22 protein-coding genes are annotated in these 24,660 nt (G+C 71.0%); 13 read left to right on the forward strand and 9 right to left on the reverse strand.

Annotated features, from left to right (window positions below; translation table 11 throughout):
- Positions 1-179: 179 nt before the first annotated feature.
- Positions 180-1,397: a mandelate racemase/muconate lactonizing enzyme family protein gene (locus AAHM41_RS14165; protein ID WP_342237196.1), complete on the forward strand. Its 1,218-nt coding sequence runs from the start codon at positions 180-182 to the stop codon at positions 1,395-1,397.
- 10 nt (positions 1,398-1,407) lie between these two features.
- Positions 1,408-3,021: a GMC family oxidoreductase gene (locus AAHM41_RS14170; RefSeq protein WP_342237197.1), complete on the forward strand. Its 1,614-nt coding sequence runs from the start codon at positions 1,408-1,410 to the stop codon at positions 3,019-3,021.
- Between the two features lie 128 nt (positions 3,022-3,149).
- Here AAHM41_RS14170 and pobA read toward each other — a convergent pair whose 3' ends face one another.
- Entirely contained in the window at positions 3,150-4,316 is a 1,167-nt protein-coding gene (gene pobA / locus AAHM41_RS14175) for a 4-hydroxybenzoate 3-monooxygenase (protein WP_342237198.1), read from the reverse strand.
- 127 nt (positions 4,317-4,443) lie between these two features.
- Here pobA and AAHM41_RS14180 point away from each other — a divergent pair, with 127 nt between their 5' ends.
- The gene (locus AAHM41_RS14180; protein WP_342237199.1) at positions 4,444-5,397 is read left to right on the forward strand and encodes a helix-turn-helix domain-containing protein; all 954 of its coding nucleotides are present in this window, start codon (positions 4,444-4,446) and stop codon (positions 5,395-5,397) included.
- Here AAHM41_RS14180 and AAHM41_RS14185 read toward each other — a convergent pair.
- A complete protein-coding gene (locus AAHM41_RS14185; RefSeq protein ID WP_342237200.1) occupies positions 5,316-6,110 on the reverse strand; it encodes an SDR family NAD(P)-dependent oxidoreductase in 795 nt (264 codons plus the stop codon). The two genes, AAHM41_RS14180 and AAHM41_RS14185, sit on opposite strands and share 82 nt — an antisense overlap.
- A gap of 206 nt (positions 6,111-6,316) precedes the next feature.
- Here AAHM41_RS14185 and AAHM41_RS14190 point away from each other — a divergent pair, with 206 nt between their 5' ends.
- Together AAHM41_RS14190 and AAHM41_RS14195 are read left to right on the forward strand one after the other, a co-directional pair.
- Positions 6,317-7,378: a dipeptidase gene (locus AAHM41_RS14190; RefSeq protein ID WP_342237201.1), complete on the forward strand. Its 1,062-nt coding sequence runs from the start codon at positions 6,317-6,319 to the stop codon at positions 7,376-7,378.
- A gap of 5 nt (positions 7,379-7,383) precedes the next feature.
- Entirely contained in the window at positions 7,384-8,337 is a 954-nt protein-coding gene (locus tag AAHM41_RS14195; RefSeq protein ID WP_342237202.1) for a DUF1186 domain-containing protein, read from the forward strand.
- Positions 8,338-8,349: 12 nt separating this feature from the next.
- On the opposite strand, the gene AAHM41_RS14200 is transcribed toward AAHM41_RS14195, so the two are convergent.
- Positions 8,350-9,282, reverse strand: coding sequence for a sigma-70 family RNA polymerase sigma factor (locus AAHM41_RS14200; protein WP_342237203.1), 933 nt, complete (start codon positions 9,280-9,282; stop codon positions 8,350-8,352).
- On the reverse strand, positions 9,279-10,037 hold the full coding sequence (locus AAHM41_RS14205; RefSeq protein ID WP_342237204.1) for an SDR family oxidoreductase: 759 nt from the start codon (positions 10,035-10,037) through the stop codon (positions 9,279-9,281). The genes AAHM41_RS14200 and AAHM41_RS14205 overlap by 4 nt, the downstream gene beginning before the upstream one ends.
- A 182-nt stretch (positions 10,038-10,219) precedes the next feature.
- On the opposite strand from AAHM41_RS14205, the gene AAHM41_RS14210 reads away from it, so the two are divergent.
- The 4 genes from AAHM41_RS14210 (at position 10,220) to AAHM41_RS14225 (ending at position 15,394) form a co-directional block, all read left to right on the forward strand.
- Complete coding sequence (locus AAHM41_RS14210) at positions 10,220-10,735, forward strand: sigma-70 family RNA polymerase sigma factor (RefSeq protein ID WP_342237205.1); 516 nt, start codon at positions 10,220-10,222, stop codon at positions 10,733-10,735.
- Between the two features lie 68 nt (positions 10,736-10,803).
- Entirely contained in the window at positions 10,804-11,748 is a 945-nt protein-coding gene (locus tag AAHM41_RS14215) for a FecR family protein (protein ID WP_342237206.1), read from the forward strand.
- Positions 11,749-11,864: 116 nt separating this feature from the next.
- Positions 11,865-14,291, forward strand: coding sequence for a TonB-dependent siderophore receptor (locus AAHM41_RS14220; protein WP_342237207.1), 2,427 nt, complete (start codon positions 11,865-11,867; stop codon positions 14,289-14,291).
- Positions 14,288-15,394: an ABC transporter substrate-binding protein gene (locus AAHM41_RS14225; RefSeq protein ID WP_342237208.1), complete on the forward strand. Its 1,107-nt coding sequence runs from the start codon at positions 14,288-14,290 to the stop codon at positions 15,392-15,394. The genes AAHM41_RS14220 and AAHM41_RS14225 overlap by 4 nt, the downstream gene beginning before the upstream one ends.
- Before the next feature lie 9 nt (positions 15,395-15,403).
- On the opposite strand, the gene AAHM41_RS14230 is transcribed toward AAHM41_RS14225, so the two are convergent.
- Positions 15,404-15,742, reverse strand: a complete 339-nt coding sequence (locus AAHM41_RS14230) for a GFA family protein (protein ID WP_342237209.1) — start codon at positions 15,740-15,742, stop codon at positions 15,404-15,406.
- 63 nt (positions 15,743-15,805) lie between these two features.
- Here AAHM41_RS14230 and AAHM41_RS14235 point away from each other — a divergent pair, with 63 nt between their 5' ends.
- Positions 15,806-16,675, forward strand: coding sequence for a phosphotransferase family protein (locus AAHM41_RS14235; RefSeq protein ID WP_342237210.1), 870 nt, complete (start codon positions 15,806-15,808; stop codon positions 16,673-16,675).
- Between the two features lie 7 nt (positions 16,676-16,682).
- Here AAHM41_RS14235 and AAHM41_RS14240 read toward each other — a convergent pair whose 3' ends face one another.
- Positions 16,683-17,024, reverse strand: coding sequence for a hypothetical protein (locus AAHM41_RS14240; RefSeq protein WP_342237211.1), 342 nt, complete (start codon positions 17,022-17,024; stop codon positions 16,683-16,685).
- A gap of 106 nt (positions 17,025-17,130) precedes the next feature.
- Complete coding sequence (locus AAHM41_RS14245; protein WP_342237212.1) at positions 17,131-17,412, reverse strand: hypothetical protein; 282 nt, start codon at positions 17,410-17,412, stop codon at positions 17,131-17,133.
- A gap of 265 nt (positions 17,413-17,677) precedes the next feature.
- Between AAHM41_RS14245 and AAHM41_RS14250 the strand changes: the two genes are divergently transcribed.
- Together AAHM41_RS14250 and AAHM41_RS14255 are read left to right on the forward strand one after the other, a co-directional pair.
- Entirely contained in the window at positions 17,678-19,405 is a 1,728-nt protein-coding gene (locus tag AAHM41_RS14250) for an ABC transporter ATP-binding protein (RefSeq protein WP_342237213.1), read from the forward strand.
- Positions 19,402-21,174: an ABC transporter ATP-binding protein gene (locus tag AAHM41_RS14255; protein WP_342237214.1), complete on the forward strand. Its 1,773-nt coding sequence runs from the start codon at positions 19,402-19,404 to the stop codon at positions 21,172-21,174. The genes AAHM41_RS14250 and AAHM41_RS14255 overlap by 4 nt, the downstream gene beginning before the upstream one ends.
- Before the next feature lie 10 nt (positions 21,175-21,184).
- On the opposite strand, the gene AAHM41_RS14260 is transcribed toward AAHM41_RS14255, so the two are convergent.
- Entirely contained in the window at positions 21,185-22,336 is a 1,152-nt protein-coding gene (locus AAHM41_RS14260; RefSeq protein WP_342237215.1) for a trans-sulfuration enzyme family protein, read from the reverse strand.
- Positions 22,337-22,507: 171 nt separating this feature from the next.
- Positions 22,508-23,797 carry an adenylosuccinate lyase gene (gene purB, locus AAHM41_RS14265; protein ID WP_342237216.1) on the reverse strand — a complete coding sequence of 430 codons (1,290 nt, stop codon included), beginning with the start codon at positions 23,795-23,797 and terminating at the stop codon, positions 22,508-22,510.
- A gap of 208 nt (positions 23,798-24,005) precedes the next feature.
- Between purB and AAHM41_RS14270 the strand changes: the two genes are divergently transcribed.
- On the forward strand, positions 24,006-24,626 hold the full coding sequence (locus AAHM41_RS14270; protein ID WP_342237217.1) for an FMN-binding negative transcriptional regulator: 621 nt from the start codon (positions 24,006-24,008) through the stop codon (positions 24,624-24,626).
- Positions 24,627-24,660: the final 34 nt, after the last annotated feature.

The following is a 24,660-nucleotide window of genomic DNA, read 5'->3' on the forward strand; positions in this document are numbered from 1 at the left end:
AGAGGCGAAGCATGACAGGGTGATGACGGCCGAGCCACCGCCTCGTGATGTGCCGGCCGGAACCGCGTCGTTTGCGCGGGATTTTCCGTCGCCGCCGGCCTGGAGGGGCTGACCACGGCGATCCATGATGGCCTGGGTCTCGGCGTGCCGTTGCGCCGGCCCGAGCGAAAGGCCGCCGGATGAAGATCGCGTCGCTTGAGACCCATATCGTCGCCGTCCCGCCGCCGCATGTCGGGGGCATGTACTGGATCTTCGTGCAGCTCAAGACCGATGACGGCATCGAAGGCGTCGGCGAGATCTACTCGACGGCCTTCCACCCCCAGGCGATGGTGCCGCTGATCGCGGACGTGTTCGAGCGCCACCTTCTGGGCCACGACCCGCACCGGATCGAGCGGTTCTGGCGGTCGGCCTATTCCAGCGGCTTCACCCAGCGCCCCGACCCGACGATGATGGGCATCGTCTCGGGGCTCGAGATGGCCTGCTGGGACATCATCGGCAAGGCGGCGGACCGGCCGGTCTACGACCTGCTCGGCGGCCTGGTGCACGAGAAGCTGCGCGCCTACACCTATCTCTACCCTAAGAACGCGGCCGGCGAGTTCGACTTCAACGACCCGGACCTGGCCGCCGAATGCGCCGCCGAGATGGTGGCGATGGGCTTCACCGGGGTGAAGTTCGACCCGGCCGGCCCCTATACCGCCTATTCCGGGCACCAGATCTCCCTCGGCGTGCTCGACCGCTGCGAAACCTTCTGTCGCAAGCTGCGCGAGGCGGTGGGCAGCAGCGCCGACCTGTTGTTCGGCACGCATGGCCAGATGGTGCCGTCCTCGGCCATCCGCCTGGCCAAGCGGCTGGAGAAATACGACCCGCTGTGGTTCGAGGAGCCGGTGCCGCCGGGGCAGGAGGCGGCGATGGCCGAAGTGGCGCGCGCCACCTCGATCCCGATCTCGACCGGCGAGCGGCTGTGCACGAAATACGAGTTCCAGCGGGTGCTGGAGCTCGGCGCCGCCTCGATCCTGCAGCCCGATATCGGGCGGGTCGGGGGCATCCTGGAGACCAAGAAGATCGCCAGCATGGCCGAGGCCCACTACGCCCAGATCGCGCCGCATGTGTATTGCGGCCCGGTCGTCGCCGCCGCCAGCATCCAGCTCGGCGCGGCCTCGCCGAACTTCCTGATCCAGGAATCGATCCTCGATTTCGGCGGTTTCCACGCCGAGATCCTGAGGACGCCCCTGGCCTTCGAGGACGGCTACCTGCTGCCCTCGCGCGAGCCCGGCCTGGGCGTGGAGCTGGACCTCGACGTGGTGGCGAAGCACTCGCCCTACACCGGCGACCGGCTGCACCTGCAGATGGCGCCCGAGCCGGCCGATGTGAAGCAGTTCGCCCCGGCACGCGGCTGAGCAGCGCTTCATGGTCCACGACTACGTCATCGTCGGCGCCGGCTCGGCCGGCTGCATCCTGGCGGCGCGGCTGAGCGAGAGCGGCCGGCACAGCGTGCTGCTGCTCGAGGCCGGCGGCCGCGACGATTCCTTATGGTTCCGCATCCCGGTCGGCTACGCCCGCAGCTACTACAACCCGCGGGTCAACTGGATGTACTGGTCGGAGCCGGAGGCGGCGCTGGGCGGCCGGCGCATCTACTGCCCGCGCGGCAAGGTGCAGGGCGGCTCCGGCTCGATCAACGCCATGGTGTTCGTGCGCGGCGCCGCGGCCGATTTCGACGACTGGGCGGCGGCCGGCAACCCCGGCTGGGCCTATGACGACGTGCTACCGCAGTTCCGCCGGCTGGAGAGCCATGCCGGCGGCGCCTCGGACTGGCATGGCGGCGACGGACCGATCCATGTCACGCCGATGCGCGGCGCGACCCATGCGGTGACCGACGCCTATCTCGCCGCCTGTCGCGAGCTGCAGCTGCCGGAGAACGGCGACTTCAACGGCGCGACGATCGAGGGCGCCGGCGTCTACGACGTCAACACCCGCAACGGGCGGCGGTCGTCGTCGAGCTTCGAGTATCTCCGCCCGGCGCTGGGCCGCCGCAACCTGACGGTCGAGCGCGACGCCCAGGCCCTGCGCGTGGTGCTGGACGACACCGGCCGCGCCACCGGCGTCGAGATCCGGCAGGGGTCGGAGACCCGGATCGTCACGGCCCGGCGCGAGGTGATCCTGGCCGCCGGCGCGGTCGACACGCCGAAGCTGCTGCAGCTCTCCGGCATCGGCGACGGCGCCCAACTGGCCGGGGCCGGGGTGGCGGTGGCGCATCACCTGCCGGCGGTCGGCCGCAACCTGCAGGACCATCTCTGCGCCAGCTTCTACTACCGCTCGCGCGTGCCGACCCTGAACGGCACCTTCGGCAACCTGTGGGGCCAGGCCCGGCTGGGGCTGCAATACCTGCTGACCCGCAAAGGCCCCTTCGCCATGAGCGTCAACCAGGCGGGCGGCTTCTTCCGCGGCGCGCCGGGCGAGCCGCGGCCGAACATCCAGATGTATTTCAACCCGCTGTCCTACCGGATCCCGGACAGCCCGAAGGCCGGGCTGAAGCCGGAGCCCTATCCGGGCTTCCTGCTGGCCTTCAACGCGTGCCGGCCGACCAGCCGGGGCGAGATCGCCATCGCCTCGCCCGACCCGGCGGCGGCGGCGAAGATCCGGCCGAACTACCTGTCGACCGACCGCGACGTCGAGGAGGTGCTGCAGGCCAGCCGGCTGGCGCGCCGGATCATGGCGGCGCCGAGCCTGGCCGCGATCACGGTGGAGGAGATGCCGCCCTCCGCCGGGGCCGAGAGCGACGCGGCGCTGCTGGACTGGTTCCGGGCCAACAGCGGCTCGATCTACCACCTGTGTGGCAGCTGCGCGATGGGGCCGGACGCGGCGACCGCGGTGGTCGACGCCCGGCTGCGGGTGCACGGGCTGCAGGGCCTGCGCGTGGTCGACGCCTCGGTCTTCCCCAACATCACCGCCGGAAACATCAACGCCCCGACCATGATGGTGGCCGAGAAGGGCGCCGGGATGATCCTGGCGGATGCGGGGTAGGGGCTCCAACCCTTTATCCTTGGACGTCATTCCCGCGAAAGCGGGAATCTCTTTCCGCCCAAACTGGTATGAGATCCCCGCTTTCGCGGGGATGACGGTATGGGAAGGAGTGGCTGGTCAGGCGGCGCCTAGACGATCGGCAGCCCGACATAGTTCTCCGCCAGCACCGTCTGGGCAGCGCGGGAGCCGCGGATGTAGTCCAGCTCGGCCCGTTGCAGCCGGCGCTCCAGCGGCCCGGTGTCGGGGAAGCGGTGGGTCAGGCCGGTGAACCACCAGGAGAAGCGCTCCGCCTTCCACACCCGGGCCAAGGCGCGGGCGGAATACGCATCAATGCCGGCGGCCGAGCGATCGGCATAGAACTCTCCGAGGGCCTCGGCCAGCATGGCCACGTCGGACACCGCCAGGTTCAGCCCCTTGGCGCCGGTCGGCGGCACGATGTGGGCGGCGTCGCCGGCCAGGAACAGCCGGCCGTGGCGCATCGGCTCGGACACGAAGCTGCGCAGCGGCGCGATGCTCTTCTCGAAGGACGGGCCGCGCACCACCGCCGCCTGCGGGCCCAGGCGCAGGCAGATCTCGTCCCAGAACCGGTCGTCCGGCCAGTCCTCGATCCGGTCGTCCAGCGGGCACTGCACGTAGTAGCGGCTGCGATGGGCCGACCGCATGCTGGCCAAAGCGAAGCCGCGCTCGTGGTTGGCGTAGATCAGCTCGTGATGGGCCGGCGGCACCTCGGCCAGCACGCCGAGCCAGCCGAAGGGATACACCCGCTCGAACTCACGCCGCACAGCGTCCGGGATGCTGCCGCGGCTGACGCCGTGGAAGCCGTCGCAGCCGGCGATGAAGTCGCAATCCAGGCGCTGCTCCATGCCGTCCTGGTGCCAGGTGACACCGGGGTGCTCGGTGTCGATGCCGTGCAGCGCCACGTCCCCGGCCTCGAACACCACCGGCAGGCCGCGCGCCTCGGCGCCGTCGAACAGGTCGCGCATCACCTCCTGTTGCCCGTAGACCGTGATGCAGGAGCCGGTCAGGGCCTGCATGTCGATGCGGAAAACCTCGCCGTCGACCGCCAGGTTGGTGCCGGCATGGGGCAGCCCTTCGCGGCGCAGCCGGTCGCCCAGGCCCAGCCCATCCAGCAGGTCGACCGTGCCCTGCTCCAGCACCCCGGCGCGGACCCGGCCCTCGACATAGTCGCGGCTGCGGCGCTCGACGACCACCGCCTCGATGCCGGCGCGGTGCAGCAGATGGGCCAGCACCATCCCGGCCGGCCCGGCGCCGATGATCGCGATCTGGGTGCGCATAGGCCCTCCCGGAGCCTGTTCTCTCCGGAAGAGGCTAGGCGCAGCGGCGCGGAAAGCCATGGACGCGGTGTCGAAAAACTTGGACAATTCTTCCCCCACGTTTTGGGCGGTCAGGAGGCAGGAATCCATGCAAACGCCCGCGATACCGAACTTCTTCCTCTATGGCGAAGCGCCGCGGGCGGTCGACGACCGGTTCCTGCATTTGGAGGCGTTGGCGTATCGCAGCCGGCCCAGCGGCTGGACCATCCGGGCCCATGCCCATGCCAACCTGAACCATGTTTTCCACTTCACCCGCGGCGGCGGCGTGGTCCGGGCCGAGGGGCAGTCGATCCGGCTGCCGGCCCCCTGCCTGCTGCTGATGCCGGCCGGGGTGGTGCACGGCTTCGACTTCGAGCCGGAGACGGTCGGCTCCGTGCTGACCGTGTCGGAGACCACTTTGCGCGAGCTGATGCGGCGCGAGCCGGAGTTTCGGCCGCTCTTCGCCGCCCCGGCCGTGATCCCGGTCGCCGACCAGGGCTTCATCCTGGCCAGCCTGGGCCGGCTGTCGCGCGAGCTGGCCTGGCTGGCGCCCGGCCGCGCCGCGGCGGTCGAGGCGCTGCTGGTCGGCATCCTGGTCGAGGTGCTGCGCCTGGCGCCGCAGGCCGGGGGTGGAGAGACGGCGGCGCCGGGCCCGCAGGCGCTGCTGGTGGCCCGGTTCCGCGAGCGGATCGAGGAGCGCTACCGCGGCCATGACGAGGTCGAGGACTATGCCCGGGCGCTGGCGGTCAGCCCGAAGCAGCTCTGGGCCGCCTGCCGCCGGGTGGCGGGCGCGCCGCCGGCCCGGCTGATCCAGGACCGGCTGCTGCTCGAGGCCAAGCGCCTGCTGCTCTACACCAATGTCTCGGTGGCCGAGGCGGCCTACACCCTCGGCTTCAACGACCCGGCCTATTTCTCGCGGCTGTTCACCAAGGAGACCGGCCGGTCGCCGCGCGCCTTCCGCCGCAGCGGTGACCGGCGGGATCAGACCAGCGAGTCGACGACACCTCCGTCGACCCGCAAGGCGGCGCCGTTGGTGGCCGCGGCCTGGGGCGAGACGGCATAGACCACCATGTTGGCGACCTCCTCGGTCGTGGCCATGCGGCCGAGGATCGAGGTCGGGCGGTGGGTGCGGACGAAGTCGGTCGCCGCCTCGTCGATCGACTTGCCGCCTTCCTCCGCCATCCCGCGCAGGAACTCCTTCACCCCGTCGGTCATGGTCGGGCCCGGCAGCACCGAATTGACGGTGACTCCGGTGCCGCGGGTCAGCTTGGCCAGGCCGCGGGCGAGTGCGATCTGCGCCGTCTTGGTGACGCCGTAATGCACCATCTCGACCGGGATATTCAGGCCGGATTCGGAGGAGATGAACACCACGCGGCCCCAGTTCCGCGCCAGCATGCCCTTCAGATAGGCTCGTGACAGCCGCACGCCGGACATGACGTTGACGTCGTAGATGCGGTCCCAGTCCTCGTCCGGGATGTCGAAGAAGTCCTTCATCTCGAAGATGCCGACATTGTTGACCAGGATGTCGACCTCCGGCACCGCGGCGATCAGCTCGACGCAGCCCGCGGCGGTCGAGACATCGGCCACGGCGGGGCGCAACGCGGCGCCGGGCACGGCCTGCCCGATCCGCTCGATCGCCTCCGCCACCGCGGCGGGCTTGCGACCGTTCACGATCACCTCGGCGCCGGCGGCCGCCAGGCCCTCGGCGATGGCGTAGCCGATCCCGGTGGTCGAGCCGGTGACGAGGGCGGTCTTGCCCGACAGGTCGATCTTCATCTGGTGTCTCCGCGGTTCTGCCGCATGAAAGGAGGGAAGCGGCGGCATCCGGCCGGCGCCCGCCATCGATATAGGCCGGGCCGGTCGCGGTGTCAGGGTGTGCCGGCCGCGCCGTCGGGCCGCAGCGGCTTGCCAGCGGGAACGATGGCTGCTCAAACTGCCTTGCGGCTGATCCGCGGCCGCACCCCCGAGACGATGGACCTTTGATGACCGAGCCCGCGCCCATTCCCGTCTTCGACGGGCACAACGATGTCCTGCTGCGCCTGCTGAAGTCCCATGCCGGCTCGGCCGAGGCCGCCTTCATCGAGGGCACGGCGACCGGCCATCTCGACCTGCCGCGGGCGCGGCGGGGCGGCTTCGTCGGCGGCATGTTCGCGATCTTTCCGCCGTCGCCGCACTCCTCCGGCTCGATCGACCGGATGCAGGGCGGCAGCTACACCGTGCCGCTGCCGCCGGAGCTCGGGCTGGCCGAGGCCCAAGCCTCGACCATTGCGATGGCATCGATCCTGCTGCGGCTCGATCGGGGCGGTGGCCTCAGCGTCTGCCGCAGCGTCGCCGAGATCCGCGCCGCGATCGCCCGGGATTCACTGGCCGCGGTGTTCCACATCGAGGGCTGCGAGGCGATCGACACCGATTTCCGCATGCTCGACCTGCTCTACGCCGCGGGCCTGCGCTCGCTCGGCATCGTCTGGAGCCGGCCGAACGCCTTCGGCCACGGCGTGCCGTTCACCTTCCCGAGCACGCCGGACACCGGGCCGAGCCTGACCGATGCGGGCCGCGAGCTGGTGCGGGTGTGCAACGAGCGCCGCATCCTGATCGACCTGTCGCATCTGAACGAGAAGGGCTTCTGGGACGTGGCGGAGTTGTCGACCGCGCCGCTGGTGGCGACCCATTCCAACGCCCATTCGGTCTGCCCGCATGCCCGCAACCTGACCGACCGGCAGCTCGATGCGATCCGCGAGAGCGGCGGCATGGTCGGCCTCAACTTCGCCACCGCCTTCCTGCGGCCGGACGGGTCGATGAACGCCGACACCGACCTCGAGGTCATGATCCGGCACCTCGACGCGCTGATCGAGCGGCTGGGCGAGGACGGCGTCGGCATGGGCTCCGACTATGACGGCGCCACGGTGCCGGCGGCGATCAAGGACGCGGCCGGCCTGCCACGGCTGTTCGAGGCGCTGCGCGCCCATGGTTATGACGACGCGCTGCTGCGCAAGCTCGGCACCGAGAACTGGTTCGGGGTGCTGGAGCGGAGCTGGGGCGGGTGATCGCGATGTCTGACGAACGGACCATCATGACTGTCGACGAGGCGATCCGCGAGCTTGCGGAAGCGCCGGACGGCGTCCTGCCCGCGGACGCCATGACCTGGGCGCTGCAGCATTGGGACGAAGCCGGCCCCCGCTTCGTCGAGCTGCTGGAGCGCTGTGCCGATGGCGGCGTCTGGTCGGAGGGCATGGAAGATGCGCTCTTCTTCATCTTCCACATGCTGGCGGAGATGCAGGAGAAGCGCGCCTTTCCGGCTCTTTGCCGGCTGGCCCGCGACAGCGAGGCGATCGAGCTGATTCTCGGAGACGCGATCACCGAGACGCTCAACCAGATTCTGATCAGCACCTTCGACGGCAATGCTGCGCTGCTGAAGGCGGTGATCGAGGACGCCGCGGCCGACGAGTTCGTGCGCGAGGCGGCGTTCGAGGCCCTGGCCTGGCACTGCCGCATGGGCGCGATCTCCGACGACGACATGCGGGCCTATCTGCTGCATCTCCACGAGCACATGCGGCCGCAGGACGAAAATGTCGTCTGGCTCGGCTGGGTGAACGCGGTCTCGAGCCTGGGCTACGAGGATCTGGCTGATAAGGCGGAGCGGCTGGTCGATGAATTCTTTCTCTATGTCATGGACGTCGGCCACTTCCGCGACGATCTCCGCCAGATCCTCGAAGATCCCGATCGGATGGCGCGCTTCACCGCCAATGACGTGCGCCCGTTCGTGGATGCGGTCGGCACCCTGTCGACCTGGCACGGCTTCTCGGAGGAATACCGGGAGCAACTGGCGAGAGGGGATGACCCGGGCGACAGGCTCGGAGATCTGGACGATCCGCTGGTCCCCCGTGGATGGCCGTCCATTGCGTTCGGCGAGCCTGCGGTCAATCCGGTTCGGGATGTCGGCCGCAACGACCCGTGCCCCTGCGGCAGCGGCAAGAAGTACAAGAAGTGCTGCCTGGCGAAATAGGCGGAGCGCGGCTTATCCGGGGCCGGTCGTCTCGCCCGGAGCAGCGGCATCCGGCGCGAGGACCAGCTCCGCGTCGTCGATGACGTAGCGGACATAGCGGTAGTCGCGGATGAAGCTGATCCGTCCATCCGTCCATTCCAGCCACATCAGGTAGCTGGGCTTGGCCGAATGAGGATCCTCCCAGACCGCGATCACCTCGCGGCCATCGAGCCAGGCGGGGGCGAGCCGGACCGGGGCGCTCCGTGCATAGACGCCGAAGAACATGCCGACGTCGGCGGCGCCGGCGCGCGGCGGATGCGACGACTGGATCAATCGCACGTCGTCGGCCAGCATCGCGCGCAGCCCCTCCCAGTCGCGCCGGTTGAACAGGGCGACATAGCGGGCCACGGCGGGTGACGGTATGCGCGGCGCAGGCTGGGCCCGCGCCTCGGCGTTGATCACCTTGAGCCGGGCCCGCCCCCGGGCGAGATGGGCCTTCGCCGCGTTGACCGTGAGGTCGAGCAGGGCGGCGATCTCCTCCAGGGACTGGTCGAGCACATCCTTGAGGATCACCACGCTGCGCTGCACGGCCGGCAGCTCCACGAACCGCGACACCGCGGTATCGACCGCCTCTCGCCGCATCAGCACCTCCATGGGATCCGGGCTCGCGGGATCGGCAACCTCGAGCGCCGCCTCGATCGGCTCGGTTGCCCGGATCGCGCGGCTGCGCAGCAGGTCCAGGGCGCGGTTATGGGCAATCCGGAACAGCCAGGCGCGCAGCGGTGGAGCCTCCCGCAGCTCGTCCAGGGCGACGAAGGCGCGGGCGAAGGTGTCCTGCACCACGTCCTCGCCCTCGATCACCGAGCCCATCAGGCGCGCGCAGTAGCGATGCAGCTCCGGCCGCAGCTCGCCGGCGAGCGCCAGGAGCTGCGCCTGGCGCGCCATCGGGGATGGGCCTTCGCTCAAGCCGTCTCTCCCTCGAGGATCGTGATCCCCGTATCGCCCTTCAGGCCGAAGGCAAAGCCCGCGGCGTATTGCGGATCGTCCAGCACCGCGACCACGTGGTCGCCGAACTGGCGCGGCGGCATCGGCGCGCCGAAGCGCGCCAGATACTCTTCGGTCCCGATGCCCAAGGCGCGTGCGTAGGCGGTGGAGGCCTCGTCGCCGACACCGGTGCCGGCGACCATCTGGCGCGGCACGATCGCCTGGAAGCGGATCCCGAGGTCCTTCTGCTCCGACACGCGGTTGGCGTAGCCGGCCATGAACCAGAGCATGCGCTTGGCGCCGCCATAGCCGCCCGACATCGGCGATCCGCCCACGGCCGCGCCGCTCGACACCACCAGGACGCGGCTTCCGGGCTTGAGCGGCAGCCTCAGCGCCGCCTGCAGCCAATACAGCCCGGCCTTGACGTCGGTCTCCCAGGGCGCGGTGAAATCCGCCCAGCTCAGCCGGTCCAGCCGACCCATCCGCGGCGTCGTCCCGGCGTTCAGCACCAGGATGTCGGGGCGGACCTCGGCAAGGATGCGGTGAGCGGCCGCCTCGTCGGTGACATCGGCCGGGATCGCGGTAACGCCAAGCCTCCGCTCCACCGCTGCAAGCGCGGCCTGGCCGCGTGCCACGACGGCGACCCTGGCGCCCTGATCCACCAGGGCCTCGACCAGCCCGAGGCCCAGGCCTCGGCTGCCGCCGGTCACCACGATGGTCTTGTCCTTGAGGCTCATCGCCCGCTCCTGTTTCAGGTCTGCTGAGCCTAAGACGTTTGGCACTGCGGAAAAGAGTCGTCGTGGCCCGGAACGGCCACCGAGTTCGCCGATCATCCGCCCTGCGAATCCGCAATTGCGAATGATTTGCATTTAAAATAAGGTCGCGCGGGTCTCGTTTCGGGGGTGAAATCAGGGTTGGAATGGCCGAGCAGGATCGGTCCTCGCTGCTGGCGCTGGTGACGCGCCACTACCAGGAGTTGCTGCGCCATCTGACCCGCCGGCTGGGCAGCGCCAGCGCGGCGGCGGACGTGGCCCAGGACACCTGGCTGCGGCTGCGCCGGGCCGAGGTCGTGCCGGAGCTGCAGAACCCCCAGGCCTATCTGTTCCGTATCGCCGACAACCTGGCGCGCGACCGGCTGCGCAGCGACGCCGTCCGCGCCCGCACCCTGCTGCCAGCCGAGCTCGGCGACGACCGCCCCTCCGACGCGCCGGGGGCGGATGCGGTGCTGGACCACCGGCAGCGGCTGCAGGTGCTGCAGCGCGCGGTGGCCGAGCTGCCGCCGAAATGCCGGGAGGTGTTCCTGCTGCACAAGTTCGACGGGCTGAGCCATGGCGAGATCGCTGTCCGGCTCGGCATCTCCCGAAGCATGGTGGAGAAGCATGTGATGAAGGCCTTGGCCCATTGCCGCGACCGCATGCGCGGCCTGCTCGACTGACGGAAGGTGAGGGAAGGGCCCGGCGGAAACGTCATTTCTGACGGGCACCGCCTCGAACGACCGAAGACATGACCATGGATCTCCAGCCCAACGCCCGGGATCAGGCCCTCAACTGGTTCGTCCGGATCAACTCCGGCGACGCCTCTGCCGCCGACCGCGCCGTCTTCGAGGCCTGGCTCGCGGCCGACCCGGCGCATGGCCGCGAGATCGAGGCCCTGGCCGGGCTGTGGGCGGATCTCGGCCGCATCCCCGATCCGCGGCCCGTGCCGCGGGCGAGGGCGCCGCTGTTCGGCCGGCGCCGGGTCCTGGCCGGCGGCCTCGCCGTCGCCGGGCTCGGCGGCGTGGTGGCGCTGACCGGCCTGCCGCCCGGGCTGACCAGCGACATCTGGACCGGCACCGGCGAGCTGCGCACGGTGACGCTGGAGGACGGGACCCGGGTCGATCTCGATGCCGGCTCGGCCCTGTCGCTGGCCTTCTCGGCCTCGGTGCGGGAGGTCTCGCTCGACCACGGCCGGGCGCTGTTCACGGTGGCCAGGGACCCGGCGCGGCCGTTCCGGGTCGTGGCCGGGCCGGGGCGCAGCATCGCCCTCGGCACCCAGTTCGTGGTCCATCGCTGGGCCGACGAGGTCACGGTAGCAGTGACCGAGAGCGCCGTCGCCGTCGCCGCACCCGGTGCCGGCGGCATGGCTGAGGCCCGGGTGACTGCCGGCGAGCAGGTGTCCTACGGCCCCGCCGGGCTCGGCGCGGTGCGGAAGGCGGACGGCCAGGTCGAGACCGCCTGGCGGCGCGGCAGGCTGGTGTTCGAGGACCGGCCGCTGCGCCAGGTGGTGGCGGAGCTCGGGCGCTATCGCAGCGGAACGGTGGCGATGACCGACGGCGCGCTGGCCGAGCTGCGGGTCAGCGGCATTTTCGATGTCTCCGATCCGGATGTGGCGCTCGACGCCATCACCCGCACCCTGCCGGTGCGCGTGGTCTCGCTGACCCGGTACCTGGTCGTTCTCCGGCCGGCCTGAGGTTTTTTCGCCTCTGAACTTTTTTCGACCGGCGAGGTGAGGGGGCGGCAGGGCCGATCCGTCATCTCGGCGAGGGGTGTCGCGACTGCGTCTCACTCCTAACTCGGATGCGTGGGATGATGATGCAGAGTGATTGGACGGCCTTGCCGGGCGGGGCGCGCAGGATGTTGGGCGGCCTGGCCGCGGTGCTGCTGGCTTGCACGGCGCTGGCGCCCGCCTTCGGCCGGGCCGAATTGGCCCAGGCGGCGCCCGCGGTCCGCTTCGACATCCCGGCCGGGCCGTTGGCCGCCGCCCTGGCGCAGTTCGGCGACGCCGCAGGGCTGCAGCTGCTGTATCCGGCGGAGCTGGCGCGCGGCCTGGCCTCGCCCGGCGTCACCGGCGCGATGTCGCGCAACGAGGCGCTGCGCCGCCTCTTGTCCGGAACCGGCCTGACCTGGCGCTTCACCGGCGCCGACACGGTGACGCTGGAGCGGGTGCCGGGCGACGCCGCCGCCGGGGGCGGGCTGGCGCTCGACCCGATCGTCGTCACCGGCGCCGGCGGCACTGCCTGGGGGCCGGTCGACGGCTATGTCGCCACCCGCAACGCCACCGGCAGCAAGACCGACACGCCGCTGCTGGAGACGCCAGCATCGGTCTCGGTGATCGGCCGGACCCAGATGGAGGACCAGGCGGTCCGCACGGTGGACGAGGCGCTGCGCTACGCCCCCGGCATCCGGGCCCAGCCCTACGGCACCGACAGCCGCTTCGACTGGTTCACCATCCGCGGCTTCCGCGCCTATCAGGACGGGCTGTTCCGCGACGGGCTGTCGCTGTTCTCGACCGCGCTGGCAGGCTGGCGTGCCGAACCCTACGGGCTGGAGCGGATCGAACAGCTGCGCGGCCCGTCCTCCTTCCTCTATGGCGGCGGGTCGCCGGGCGGGCTGGTCAACCTGGTCAGCAAGCGGCCGCCGGAGGAGGCGCTGCGCTCGGCCGAGGCCGGGATCAACGAATACGGCCGCGCCTATGGCGCCTTCGACATCGGCGGCCCGCTGGACGACGACGGCAAGTGGTTCTACCGGCTGACCGCGCTGGTCCATTCCGGCGGCACCGAGACCGAGAAGGCCGAGGATTTCCGCGACTTCATCGCCCCCAGCCTGACCTGGAAGCCGAACCAGGACACGACGCTGACCATCCTGGCCAGCTACCAGCATGACGACCTGAACCAGGCGGCCGGCTTCCTGCCCTATGTCGGCACGGTGAAGCGGGCCGGCTTCGGCCGGATCCCGCGCGACCTGTTCACCAGCGAGCCGGGCTACGACACGTTCATCCGCAACCAGGCGATGATCGGCTATCAGCTGGAGCACCGCCTCGACGACACCTGGACGGTGCGGCAGAACTTCCGCTTCGCCCATCTCGACCTCTACAACGACGGCATGTTCGGCATCGGCTATGCCGATGCGGCCCAGACCCAGCTGGCCCGCCTCAACTACCGGACCCGGCCCGAGGTCAATTTCGTCACCGTCGACAACCAGGCCGAGGCGAAGTTCGACACCGGGCCGCTGCAGCACACCGCGCTGTTCGGGCTGGACTACAAGCGCTACCAGATCGACGACGATCAGGCGTCCGGCCCGGCCGCGCCGCTCGACATCGTCCATCCGCATTACGGCCAGCTGCCCGGCCCGGCGTCGCGCTACATCCTGAACCGGCAGGTGATGAGTCAGCTCGGTGTCTACGTCCAGGACCAGGTCAGCTGGGACGACCACTGGTTCCTGACCGCGACCGGCCGCTACGACTGGGTGTCCTCCGACATCGACGACCACCTGACCGGCACCGGCACCAGCTCCACCGACGGCGCCTTCACCGGGCGCATCGCGCTGCTCGACAAATCCGATCTCGGCCTCGCCCCCTATGTCAGCTACGCCACCTTCTTCAACCCGGTGGTCGGCACGAATTTCGGCGGCCGGCCCTTCGAGCCGGAGCGCGGCGACCAGGTCGAGATCGGCGTGAAATACCAGCCGGAGGGCATGCGCAGCTTCCTGTCCGCCGCCGTGTTCGACCTGCGGCGCGAGAATGTCACCACCCCCGATCCGGACAACGTCCTGAACCAGCTGCAGACCGGCGAGGTCCGCTCCCGCGGCGTGGAGCTGGAGGCGACCGCCAGCCTGGCGGAGGGGCTGGATCTGGTCGCCTCCTACACCCGCTACGACCTCGAGGTGACGAAGAGCAACGACGTCGACAAGGGGAAGGTGCCGATCGGCGTGCCGGAGGAGCTCGGCTCGCTGTGGTTCGACTACAAGGTCCTGCACGGCGCGTTCGAGGGTATCGGCCTCGGCGGCGGCGTGCGCTATGTCGGCGCCAGCTGGGCGGACGCCGCCAACACGCTGAAGGTGCCGGCCTCCACCGTGTTCGACGCGGCGGTGAGCTATACCCATGACAATTGGCGCGTGGCGCTGAATGCCTCCAACCTGTTCGACCGCAGCTATGTCGCCGGCTGCAACGGCCCGAACGCCTGCTACTACGGCGACGGGCGCATGGTGAAGCTGACGCTGGGCGCCAGCTGGTGAGGCGCTGGGGGCTCTGCGCGCTGCTGCTCGCCCTGGTCGCGGCGCTGCCGGCCCGGGCGGAATGGCCGCGGACGGTCACCGACATCCTCGGCCGATCGGTGACGATCGCGCACGAGCCGCGGCGCATCCTGCTGGCCGAGGGCTTTCAGCTGATCGCGCTGGCGCTGCTCGACCCCGACCCGGTGTCGCGGCTGGCCGGGTGGGGCGGCGACCTTGAGAAGCAGGACCCGGCGACCTACGCCCTGTTCAAGGCGCGCTTCCCGGCGGTGGCGAAGCTGCCGGTGGTCGGCCTCGGCAGCGGCGAGACCTTCTCGATGGAGCAGGCGCTGGCGGTGGCACCGGACCTCGCCATCTTCAGTGCCTGGCAGGCGGCGGCGACCAGCCCCGAGGCCGTGGCCGCGCCGTTCGAGCAGGCCGGCATCCCGGTGATCTTCATCGACTTCTACCAGTCGCCGCTGACGCACATGGCGCCCAGCCTGCGGCTGCTCGGCCGGGCGCTGGGGCGGGAGCACGTGGCCGAGGCCTTCATCGCCTTCACGGAAGACCGGCTGCGCCGGATCCGTGACCGCATGGCCGGCGCGGGGCCGGGGCCGCGGGTGATGCTGCACGCCTATCCCGGCCTGTGGGCCTGCTGCTGGTCGGCCGGCAGCGGCAGCCTGGGCGAGGTGATCGCGCTGCTGGGCGGCCGCAACATCGGCGCCGACCGGTTTCCGACGCCGAATGGCGGCCAGCTGGACCTGGAATACGTCCTGGCGGCAGACCCCGAGGTCTACATCGCCACCGGCCTGCCGCAGCTCGACCAGGCCGGCAGCATCAGCATCGGCAGCGGGGTCGACGCGGCGACGGCGCGGGCCAGGCTGGCGGCGCTGGCGTCCGAGCCCGGCCTGGCCGGGCTGTCGGCGATGCGCCATGGCCGGGTGCACGCGCTGTGGAACTTCTTCAACGGCGGCCCGCTCAGCATCGTCGGCATCGAGGCGATGGCGCGCTGGATCCGGCCGGAGCTGTTCGGCGACCTCGATCCGGCAGCGACGCTGGCGGAGATCAACCGCCGCTTCCTGGCCGTGCCTTTCGCCGGCACCTACTGGGTCAGCCTCGATCCTTGAGTGGCGCGCCTAGCCGCTGTTGGAGAGTTCGCGGACCCTGGTCGCGGCCGGCACCGCCGGTTCCATCAGCCGCGCATTCACCGCCATGCGGTGATAGGTGCGGTCGACATGGGCCCAATGCGTGGTGCAGCCGCAGGTCCGGCAGGTGTGGAACTCCAGCGCCATGCGGTTCCACAGATAGACCAGCGTGGCGTCCGGCGCGGCGGTCAGCCGGACCTGCTGCGGCGCGTAATAGGCCCAGAGCACGCCGAGCTTGCGGCAGATCGAACAGTCGCAGGCCGTCACCTCCTCCGGCGGCGTGTCGATCGCCATGCGGACGGCGCCGCAATGGCAGGATGCCTCGATCATCGACCCCTCCCGTGGTCGTCGTTTCCGTGATACTGGCGGTGCCGCGCTTCGCAGGAAAGCCTGATGACGGATCTCGATCGGTATCGCGCCGCGATCCTTCGCGCCTTCCCCGACCTCGCCGCGTCGGACTTCCGGCTGCTGGCGGAGAGCTGGGATTCGACGGCGGTCGAGGCGGACGGCCTGGTCTTCAAGTTCCCGCGCCACGAGGCGGCGGCAGGGCGGCTGCGCAAGGAGGCCGCGCTGCTGGCCATGATCCGGCCCGCGGTGTCGCTGCCGGTCCCCGATCTCATGCTCGAAGAGGGGCCGCCCCTGTTCTCCCGGCACGCCAAGATCCCGGGTGAGCATCTGCTGACGCGGCACTATGACGAGCTGCCGGAGGCAGCCCGCCGGCGGCTCGCCGAGGATCTGGCGCGCTTCCACGCCGAGCTGCACCGGCTCGATCCCGGCCGGATGGCGGCCGCCGGCGCCGGGCCGGTCGAGGAGTGGGGCGGGGCGGACAGGATTGGCGCCAAGGCGCTGCCGGCGCTGACGCCGGAGCTGCGCCCGATGGCGGAGCATGTGCTCTCCGCCTATGACCGGCTGCCGGCCGAGCCGCATGAGGCGATCTACGGCTTCTTCGACGGGCATGGCTGGAACATGGCGTTCGACCATGGCCGGCAGCGGCTCAACGGCATCTACGATTTCGCGGATTCGGGCCTCGGCCCGCTGCACCAGGAGTTCGTCTATTCGAGCTTCGTGTCGCCCGACCTCACCGCCCGGCTCGTGGCGGCGTATGAGGCGCTGACCGGGCTGGGGCTCGACCACCGGCGGATCACCATCCTGACCGGCATGCACCGCCTGTGGGAGCTGGCCGAACTCGCCGACGATCCCGAGCATGTGTCGACGATGGTCCGCAGTTTTGCGGATTGGGTGGCGACGGCGGGCCGCTTCTAGGGGCGGATCAGAGCGCCGGCCGGTCCTCGCTCCGGCCGGCCCGCACCGGCGTGTCCATCAGCCGGTACTGGCCGATCAGCAGCGCCGCCTGGGTCCGCAGCGCGTCGCTGAGCTGCGGTGCGCCGCGGCCCATCTCGTCGGTCACCCGGAACAGCAGCTGCTCGATGGTGTCGAGGTGCTTGGTCCGCAGCGTGCCGGCGACATGCGCCTCCCGGCGCCTGGGGTCGAGCAGCGTGTCGTAGAGGGCGTCGAGATGCTCGACCAGCGTGGCGGCAGCGGCGATCGACGCCTCGTCGCCCTCGGTCGAGGTGAAGCGGATCGGTGGAACGATGCGTGTCGGCCGATCCATAGGGACCTCCCAGAAATCAACGGTCGACGATCCCTTGGATCGGGACATTTGGCAACCCGGAAGCGGACCCTTGCGAATAATTTATCCTACGGATTTTCCAGGGATTTTAGCGGCTGTCGAGATATCGGGTCTGGAAGGCGGAGAGATCGCGCCGGAAGCTGGCGAGGCTGTAGTCTCCGGTCTCCTGGGGAGGGGCGAGGTCCTGCAGGATCGCGTGCAGAATGCATTCCTGGGTCCGCCCCAGGCTGCCCTGGCGCGCCGCCACCATCGCCAGGGAGATCCAGCATGTCTCCTCCGGGCTGGGCGGAAATCCGTCCTCCCAGTTCTGGCCCTGGATGCGGAACCAGAAGTGCAGCGTCTGCGCGAGGCTCCGGCCGTCGTTCGTCATTCGGTCTGCCATCAGCATGGTCTTCACACAAGACATGGGGCGGCGATTTGTTCCGGCGTTCCGCAACAACCTGTCGATGAAGGCGATGCGACGGACCGCGGCGGAGCCGGACCCCGACCCACGCTCCCGGCAGCGTCTCCAGGCGTCGAGCGGATGCGATCAACTCTCATTTGCATTTCTTCATTGACTCAATGACCGCCGGTCAGTCATCAGTAGTCCACCGACCTCGCGAAGGCGGTTCCATCGGTTGCGGAGCGTGGCCGTCATGATGATCAACCGGACGATGCTGTCCCTGGCCGGGCCGGTCGGGGGCGAGGTGGCGCTGGGCGCCGGGCTGGGGCTGGCCGTCACCGCGGCCAATCTCGGCCAGGGCGTGCTGCTGGCGCTGGTCGCGGGCGGGCTGCTGCAGGGGCAGGGGCTGGCACCGGTGCTGCCGTGGATCGGCCTCCTGGCCGGGCTGGTGCTGCTGCGGGCGGGGCTGGTCTGGCTGGCCGAGCTGGCGGCCCAGCGCGCCGCCCAGAAGACCAAGCTGGCGCTGCGCCGGCGCCTGTTCGAGCGGCTGCTGCAGCTCGGCCCCGGCTTCGCCACCGAGCGCCGGACCGGCGAGATCCAGGCGACGCTGGTCGGCGGGGTCGAGGCGGTCGAGGCCTATGTCGCACGCTACCTGCCCTCGGTGATCGTCGCCGTGCTCGGGCCGCTCGCAGTGCTGGTCTGCCTGGCTGTGCTGGATCCCACATCCGCTGCCGTCCTGGCCGTCTTCGTGATCCTGGCGCCGCTGGTCAACTCGCTGTGGCTGGCCTGGCGCATGCCGCGGTCGACCGGGATCTTCGCCGCCATGGCCGTGTTCGGCGCCTTCCTGCTCGACAGCATCCAGGGGCTGGTGACGCTGAAGGCGTTCAACGCCGTCGGCCGGCGGCGGCAGGAGCTGTCGGAGCACGCCGCTAGGCTGCGGCGGGAATCGATGCGCGAGCTCAGCGTCACGCTGATGCGCGACGGGGTGACGACGCTGTGCTCGCTCGGCGGCGTCGCCGCGGTGCTGGCCTGGGGCGCCTGGCGCGTCTCGGCGGGCGAGCTGGCGCCGGCCGGTCTGCTGCTGGCGCTGTTCCTGGCGCGCGAGGCGTTCCGGCCGATCGAGCGCATGGACCAGGCGCTGCACGCCGCCTGGGCCGGCATCGGCGCGGGGAAGGAGATCGCGGCCCTGCTGGCGGCGCAGCCGGCGGTGATCGATGCGCCGCGCCTGCCGACCCCGGCGCCGCTGGCCGCCGGCATCGCCTTCGACCGCGTCAGCTTCGCCTATGACGGGGCGGAAGGGCCGACGCTGGACGAGGTGTCGCTGCGGGTGGAGGAGGGCGAGGTTGTGGCGCTGGTCGGCCCGTCCGGCGCCGGCAAGTCGACAATCGTGGCCCTGCTGCTGCGTTTCTTCGATCCGGCGCGCGGCGGCATCCGGGTCGGCGGCATCGACATCCGCGACCTGCCGCTGGCAGTCCTTCGGGAGAAGATCGCGGTGGTGTCGCAGGACACCCATCTGTTCCCCGGCACGGTCGCCGACAACCTGCGCATCGCCCGGCCGGAGGCAGGGCTGGACGAGCTGGTCGAGGCCACCCGCGCCGCCAACGCCCATGACTTCATCCAGTCCCTGCCCGAGGGCTACGACACCGAGGTGGGCGAGCGCGGCGCGCTGCTCTCGGGCGGCCAGCGCCAGCGCATCGCCATCGCCCGGGCGCTCTTGAAGAACGCGCCGATCCTGGTGCTGGACGAGGCGACGTCGAGCGTCGACGCCGCCAGCGAGCAGGCGATCCAGGACGCGCTGGAGCGGCTGTTCCGCAACCGCACCACCCTCGTCATCGCCCACCGCCTTTCCACCATCCGCAAGGCCGACCGCATCCTGGTGCTCGACCAGGGCCGGGTGGTGGAGGAGGGGCGGCACGAGGCGCTGCTGGCGGATGGCCGGCGCTACGCCCGCCTTGCCCAGGCCCAGGGAGCCGTCGCATGACCACGATCGAACTGACCGCCGGGGCCGCGCCCCGCTACCGCCTGCGCGACCTGCTGCCGGTCGCCGCCCGCCGGCCCGCCGGGCTGGCCCTGACCGCGCTGTGCGGCACTCTGGCCCAGCTGGGCATGCTGGCGACGCTGGCCACCGGCGCCTGGCTGGTCGGCGGCGCCATCACCGGCACCGCCGGGCCGATGCTGCAGCCCGCCGCCTGGGCCCTCGCCGCCGGGGTGATGGTCACGGCGCTGGCCCGCTGGGGCCAATCGTATTTCGGCCACGACCTGGCTTTCGCCCTGATCGAGGACCTGCAGCTCGGCCTGTTCGACGGCTTGGAGCGGGCGGCGCCCGGCTATGTCCTCGGCCGCCGCACCGGCGATCTGGCCGGCACCGCGACCGGCGACGCCGAGATGCTGGAGAGTTTCTTCGCCCATCTGCTCGGCGACTATGTCGGCGCCGCGCTGGTGCCGCTGGCGGCGCTGGTCGCGCTGGCTGTGATCCACCCGCTGCTGGCGCTGGTGCTGGCCCCGTTCCTGCCGCTGGTGGCGTCGATCCCGTTCTGGCTGGCGCGCCGCGCCGGGCAGCAGGGCGAGGCGCTGCGGGCCGAGCTCGGCCACCTCAACGCCGAGGTGGTGGAGGGCGTCCAGGGCCTGCGCGAGCTCGCGATCTTCGGCCATGGCCGGCGCTATCTCGACCGGCTGATGCGGCGGACGGCGGCGCTGCACGGCCACCAGCTGCGCTACGGCGCGAGGGCGGGGCTGGAGGCCGCTGCGATCGACATCCTGCTGGCGCTGGCCGTGCTGGCGGTGCTGGCCACCGGTGCCGGCCTGGCGGCGCAGGGCGCGCTGCCGATGGCGCTGTTCCCGCCGGCCCTGGTGCTGGCCGGCGCCGCGCTGGCGCCGATCACCCAGGTGACCGAGACCGGCCGCCAGCTCGGCGCGCTGCAGGCGGCGACGCGGCGGGTGCTGACCATCCTGCGCCAGGCGCCGCAGGTCGAGGATCGCGGCCGGGCCCGGCCGGCCGAGGCGCTGGCGCCGGAGATCCGGTTCGAAGGCGTCGGCTTCGGCTATGACGACGAGCGCGGACATGTGCTGCGCGGCTTCGACGCCGTCCTCGCGGCCGGCGAGACGGTGGCGCTGGTCGGCCGCTCCGGCGCCGGCAAGAGCACCTGCGCCAGCCTGATGATGCGGTTCTGGGACCCGGCGGCCGGCCGTATCACCCTCGGCGGCCACGATCTGCGCGACCTGCCGCTGGCGGAGTTGCGCCGGCGCGTCGCCGTCGTGCCGCAGGACGTGCATCTGTTCGACCTGCCGGTCGTCGACAACATCCGCCTCGGCCGGCCGGATGCGACCGAGGAGGACGTGCAGCAAGCGGCCCGGCTGGCCCAGGCCGACGGCTTCATCCGCGCCCTGCCGCAGGGCTACGGCACGCCCTGCGGCGAGCGCGGGGCGCGGCTGTCGGGCGGCCAGCGCCAGCGCATCGCCATCGCCCGCGCCTTCCTGCAGAACGCGCCGGTGCTGGTGATGGACGAGGCGGTGTCGAACCTGGACACCGAGAGCGAGCAGGCGCTGCAGGCGGCGGTGCGCGAGCTGCGGCGCGGCCGCACCACCCTGGTCATCGCCCACCGCCTGTCGACCATCCGCAGCGCCGACGGGATCCTGATGCTGGAGGGCGGCCGCATCGTCGAGACTGGCCGGCACGAGGAGCTGCTGCGTCGCGGCGGCCCCTATGCCCGCCTGGTCGCAGCCGCGGTCGACGGGGTGCTGGAGGCGTGAGGGCCCGTCGTCAGGCGACGGCCGCCCGCAGCGCCTCGTCGAGATCGGCGATCAGCTCGGACGGGTCCTCGATGCCGGCGGAGAGGCGCAGCAGGTCGTCGGGCACCGGGCTGGTCGGGCCCTCGACGCTGGCGCGGTGCTCGATCAGGCTCTCGACCCCGCCCAGGGAGGTGGCGCGCTTCCACAGTTCGACCGCCGCTGCCGTGGCGATCGCGGCCTGGGCGCCGGCCTTGACCCGCACCGACAGCATGCCGCCGAAGCCGCCCTGCATCTGCCGGGCGGCGACGGCATGGCCCGGCGCATCGTCCAGGCCGGGATAGAGCACGGCGGAGACCAGATCGTGGCCGCGGAAATGCTCGGCGATCGCCAGCGCCGTGGCCGAGGCTTGGCGCACCCGCGGCACCAGCGTGCGCATGCCACGCAGCAGCAGCCAGGCCTCGAACGGGCCGAGCACGGCGCCGTTCTGGGCCCGGAGGCGCTTGATCCGCTGCCAGGTCTCGTCGTCGCGGGCGGTGGCCAGCGCCCCGGCGATGACGTCGGAATGGCCGTTCAGGTACTTGGTCGCCGAATGCATCACCAGGTCGGCGCCCAGCGCCAGCGGCCGGGTCAGCACCGGCGTCGCGACGGTGGAATCGACCGCCACCCGTGCCCCGGCGGCGTGTGCCGCTTCGGCCACCGCGGCGATGTCGGTGACGGTCCACAGCGGGTTGGCCGGCGTCTCCAGCCACACCAGCTTCGTCTCGCCCGGGCGCAGCGCGGCGCGGACGGCGTCGATGTCATGGGTGTCGACCAGCTCGACCTGCAGCCCCCAGCGAGTGGCCTCGGTCAAGAGCCAGTTGCGCAGCGACCAGTACATCACCTTCGGCGCCAGCACATGGTCACCCGGCGCCAGCGCCAGGAACACCGCGGTCGCCGCGGCCATGCCGGAGGCGAAGACGGCGGCGCCCTCGGCCCCCTCCAGCGCCGCCAGCACCGCCTCGGCCTGGTCGAAGCTCGGGTTGTTGTCCCGGGCGTAGATCCGGCCGGACCGGTACTGGTTGTCCGGGTCGCGGATATAGGTGGAGGAGGGGTGGATCGCCGGGGTGACCGCCTTGGTCACCGGGTCGACCCAGCCCAGCGCCTGCGCCGCGATGCTGGCCTGCGAAAGCTTGCTCTTGTCCATCGTCCAGCCTCCGGCAGCTGTTCTATCAACCGCAGGACATCACGACCTGTCGAGTCTATCGGATCGTCATGGCGAGGAGCGCAGCGACGTGGCCATCCAGGGGGTGGTGCCGCTGGATGGCCACGCCCTTCGGGGCTCGCCATGACGGTTTAGCGACTTGAACGGCGGGTACTATTCCGTAAAGACGCGGGCGAAGATGTCGTCCACGTGCTTGGTGTAGAAGTCGTAGCTGAAGGCGTGCGCCAGGGTCTCGCGCGGGATCGTCACCTCCGGGTCGGCCGCCAGCCGGTCGAGGAAGCTGCCGCCCTCGTGCCACACCTTCATCGCGTTGCGCTGGACCAGGGTGTAGGCGTCCTCGCGGCTGACCCCGGCCTGGGTCAGGGCCAGCAGCACGCGCTGCGAGAACACCAGGCCGCCGAGCGATTCCAGATTGGCCTTCATCCGCTCCGGATAGATCAGCAGCTTGTCGACCACGCCGGTCAGGCGCGACAGGGCGAAGTCCAGGGTGACGGTGGCGTCGGGCGCCTGCATCCGCTCGACCGAGGAATGGCTGATGTCGCGCTCGTGCCACAGCGCCACATTCTCCATCGCCGGCACCACGGCGGCGCGCACCAGCCGGGCCAGGCCGGTCAGGTTCTCGGTCAGCACCGGGTTGCGCTTGTGCGGCATCGCCGACGAGCCCTTCTGGCCCGGGTGGAAGAACTCCTCCGCCTCGCGCACCTCGGTGCGCTGCAGGTGCCGGATCTCGATAGCCAGGTTCTCGATCGACGAGGCGACGACGCCGAACACCGAGAACACCATGGCGTGGCGGTCGCGCGGGATCACCTGGGTCGACACCGGCTCGACCTGCAGCCCCAGCTTGTCGGCGACGTAGCGCTCGACGAAGGGGTCGACCGAGGCGAAGGTGCCGACCGGACCGGAGATGGCGCAGGTGGCGATCTCGCGCCGGGCCTGCACCAGCCGGTCGCGGTTGCGGCGGAAGGCGGCCCAGTGGCCGGCCAGCTTCAGGCCGAAGGTGGTCGGCTCGGCATGGATGCCGTGGCTGCGGCCGACGGTCAGGGTGTGCCGGTGCTCCTCCGCCCGCCGCCGCAGCGCCGCCAGCAGGCCGTCGACATCGGCGATCAGCAGGTCGATCGCCTGGGACAGCTGGATCGACAGCGTGGTGTCCAGCACGTCGGACGAGGTCATGCCCTGGTGCACGAAGCGCGCCTCGGGCCCGACATATTCGGCCAGGTTGGTCAGGAAGGCGATGACGTCGTGCCGGGTCTCGCGCTCGATCTCGTCGATGCGCTCGACATTGAAGTTGCCGCGCTCGCGCACCGCCTTGACCGCCGACTCCGGCACGATGCCCAACTGGGCCATCGCCTCCAGCGCCGCGACCTCGATGTCCAGCCAGATCCGGTACTTGTTCTCCGGCTCCCAGATCCGGGTCATCTCGGGGCGGCTGTAGCGGGGGATCATCGGCTTGGTCCAGATGCAAGGCGGGAAGGGGCTGAGGCGGGATATAGCAGCAAGGGCCGGCATGGCGGAAGCGCGCGGCCCTGCCAAGGGCGCATGCCGCCGCTGCGCCGACTGGAATTGGACCGGTCGTTCCGGGCCGATTGGTCCTGGCGGCCAGTCCGATTCATCGCCATCTGTCCAGCGCCCGCCTTGCTGCCCAGGACCTGCCATGTATGTCCCGCCCGCCTTCCGGGAAGACCGGATCGAGATCCTGCACGCCGCCATCCGCGAGGCCGGCCTGGCCACGCTGGTCAGCCTCGGCGCCGACGGTCTCGTCGCCAGCCATGTGCCGATGCTGCTGGATGCCGAGGCCGGGCCGAACGGCACGCTGTATGGCCACCTCGCCAAGGCCAACCCGCATGCCGCCGGCGGCCTGGCGGGGGTGGAGGCGCTGGCGATCTTCCAGGGGCCGGACGCCTACATCACGCCGTCCTGGTATGAGACCAAGCGCCAGACCGGCAAGGTGGTGCCGACCTGGAACTATGTCGCCATCCACGCCCGCGGGCCGCTGGAGATGTTCGACGACGCCGACCGGCTGCTCGACCTGGTGACCCGGCTGACCCGGCGGCACGAGGGCGGCCGGGCCGCGCCCTGGGCGGTGGCCGACGCGCCGGCGGATTTCGTCCGCGCCCAGCTCAAGGGCATCGTCGGCTTCGCCCTGCCGATCGCCCGGCTGGAGGGCAAGTGGAAGATGAGCCAGAACCGTCCTGCCGCCGATCGTGCCGGCGTGGTCGAAGGGCTGCGCGGCGAGGGCCGGGACGAGGTCGCGGCGCTGGTGCCGGAAGGCTGACTCCCAGCGACACCCTGGCCCTTGCTCGCCGCAC

The sequence above is a fragment of the Inquilinus sp. OTU3971 genome, assembly GCF_038440215.1.

Excerpts from the sequence above, each read along its gene's own strand:
- AAHM41_RS14165 (WP_342237196.1), top strand. The coding sequence starts at position 180 with ATGAAGATCGCGTCGCTTGAGACCCATATCGTCGCCGTCCCGCCGCCG.
- AAHM41_RS14170 (WP_342237197.1), top strand. The coding sequence starts at position 1,408 with ATGGTCCACGACTACGTCATCGTCGGCGCCGGCTCGGCCGGCTGCATC.
- pobA (WP_342237198.1), bottom strand. The coding sequence starts at position 4,316 with ATGCGCACCCAGATCGCGATCATCGGCGCCGGGCCGGCCGGGATGGTG.
- AAHM41_RS14180 (WP_342237199.1), top strand. The coding sequence starts at position 4,444 with ATGCAAACGCCCGCGATACCGAACTTCTTCCTCTATGGCGAAGCGCCG.
- AAHM41_RS14185 (WP_342237200.1), bottom strand. The coding sequence starts at position 6,110 with ATGAAGATCGACCTGTCGGGCAAGACCGCCCTCGTCACCGGCTCGACC.
- AAHM41_RS14190 (WP_342237201.1), top strand. The coding sequence starts at position 6,317 with ATGACCGAGCCCGCGCCCATTCCCGTCTTCGACGGGCACAACGATGTC.
- AAHM41_RS14195 (WP_342237202.1), top strand. The coding sequence starts at position 7,384 with ATGTCTGACGAACGGACCATCATGACTGTCGACGAGGCGATCCGCGAG.
- AAHM41_RS14205 (WP_342237204.1), bottom strand. The coding sequence starts at position 10,037 with ATGAGCCTCAAGGACAAGACCATCGTGGTGACCGGCGGCAGCCGAGGC.
- AAHM41_RS14210 (WP_342237205.1), top strand. The coding sequence starts at position 10,220 with ATGGCCGAGCAGGATCGGTCCTCGCTGCTGGCGCTGGTGACGCGCCAC.
- AAHM41_RS14215 (WP_342237206.1), top strand. The coding sequence starts at position 10,804 with ATGACCATGGATCTCCAGCCCAACGCCCGGGATCAGGCCCTCAACTGG.
- AAHM41_RS14220 (WP_342237207.1), top strand. The coding sequence starts at position 11,865 with ATGATGATGCAGAGTGATTGGACGGCCTTGCCGGGCGGGGCGCGCAGG.
- AAHM41_RS14230 (WP_342237209.1), bottom strand. The coding sequence starts at position 15,742 with ATGATCGAGGCATCCTGCCATTGCGGCGCCGTCCGCATGGCGATCGAC.
- AAHM41_RS14235 (WP_342237210.1), top strand. The coding sequence starts at position 15,806 with ATGACGGATCTCGATCGGTATCGCGCCGCGATCCTTCGCGCCTTCCCC.
- AAHM41_RS14240 (WP_342237211.1), bottom strand. The coding sequence starts at position 17,024 with ATGGATCGGCCGACACGCATCGTTCCACCGATCCGCTTCACCTCGACC.
- AAHM41_RS14245 (WP_342237212.1), bottom strand. The coding sequence starts at position 17,412 with ATGACGAACGACGGCCGGAGCCTCGCGCAGACGCTGCACTTCTGGTTC.
- AAHM41_RS14250 (WP_342237213.1), top strand. The coding sequence starts at position 17,678 with ATGATGATCAACCGGACGATGCTGTCCCTGGCCGGGCCGGTCGGGGGC.
- AAHM41_RS14255 (WP_342237214.1), top strand. The coding sequence starts at position 19,402 with ATGACCACGATCGAACTGACCGCCGGGGCCGCGCCCCGCTACCGCCTG.
- AAHM41_RS14260 (WP_342237215.1), bottom strand. The coding sequence starts at position 22,336 with ATGGACAAGAGCAAGCTTTCGCAGGCCAGCATCGCGGCGCAGGCGCTG.
- purB (WP_342237216.1), bottom strand. The coding sequence starts at position 23,797 with ATGATCCCCCGCTACAGCCGCCCCGAGATGACCCGGATCTGGGAGCCG.
- AAHM41_RS14270 (WP_342237217.1), top strand. The coding sequence starts at position 24,006 with ATGTATGTCCCGCCCGCCTTCCGGGAAGACCGGATCGAGATCCTGCAC.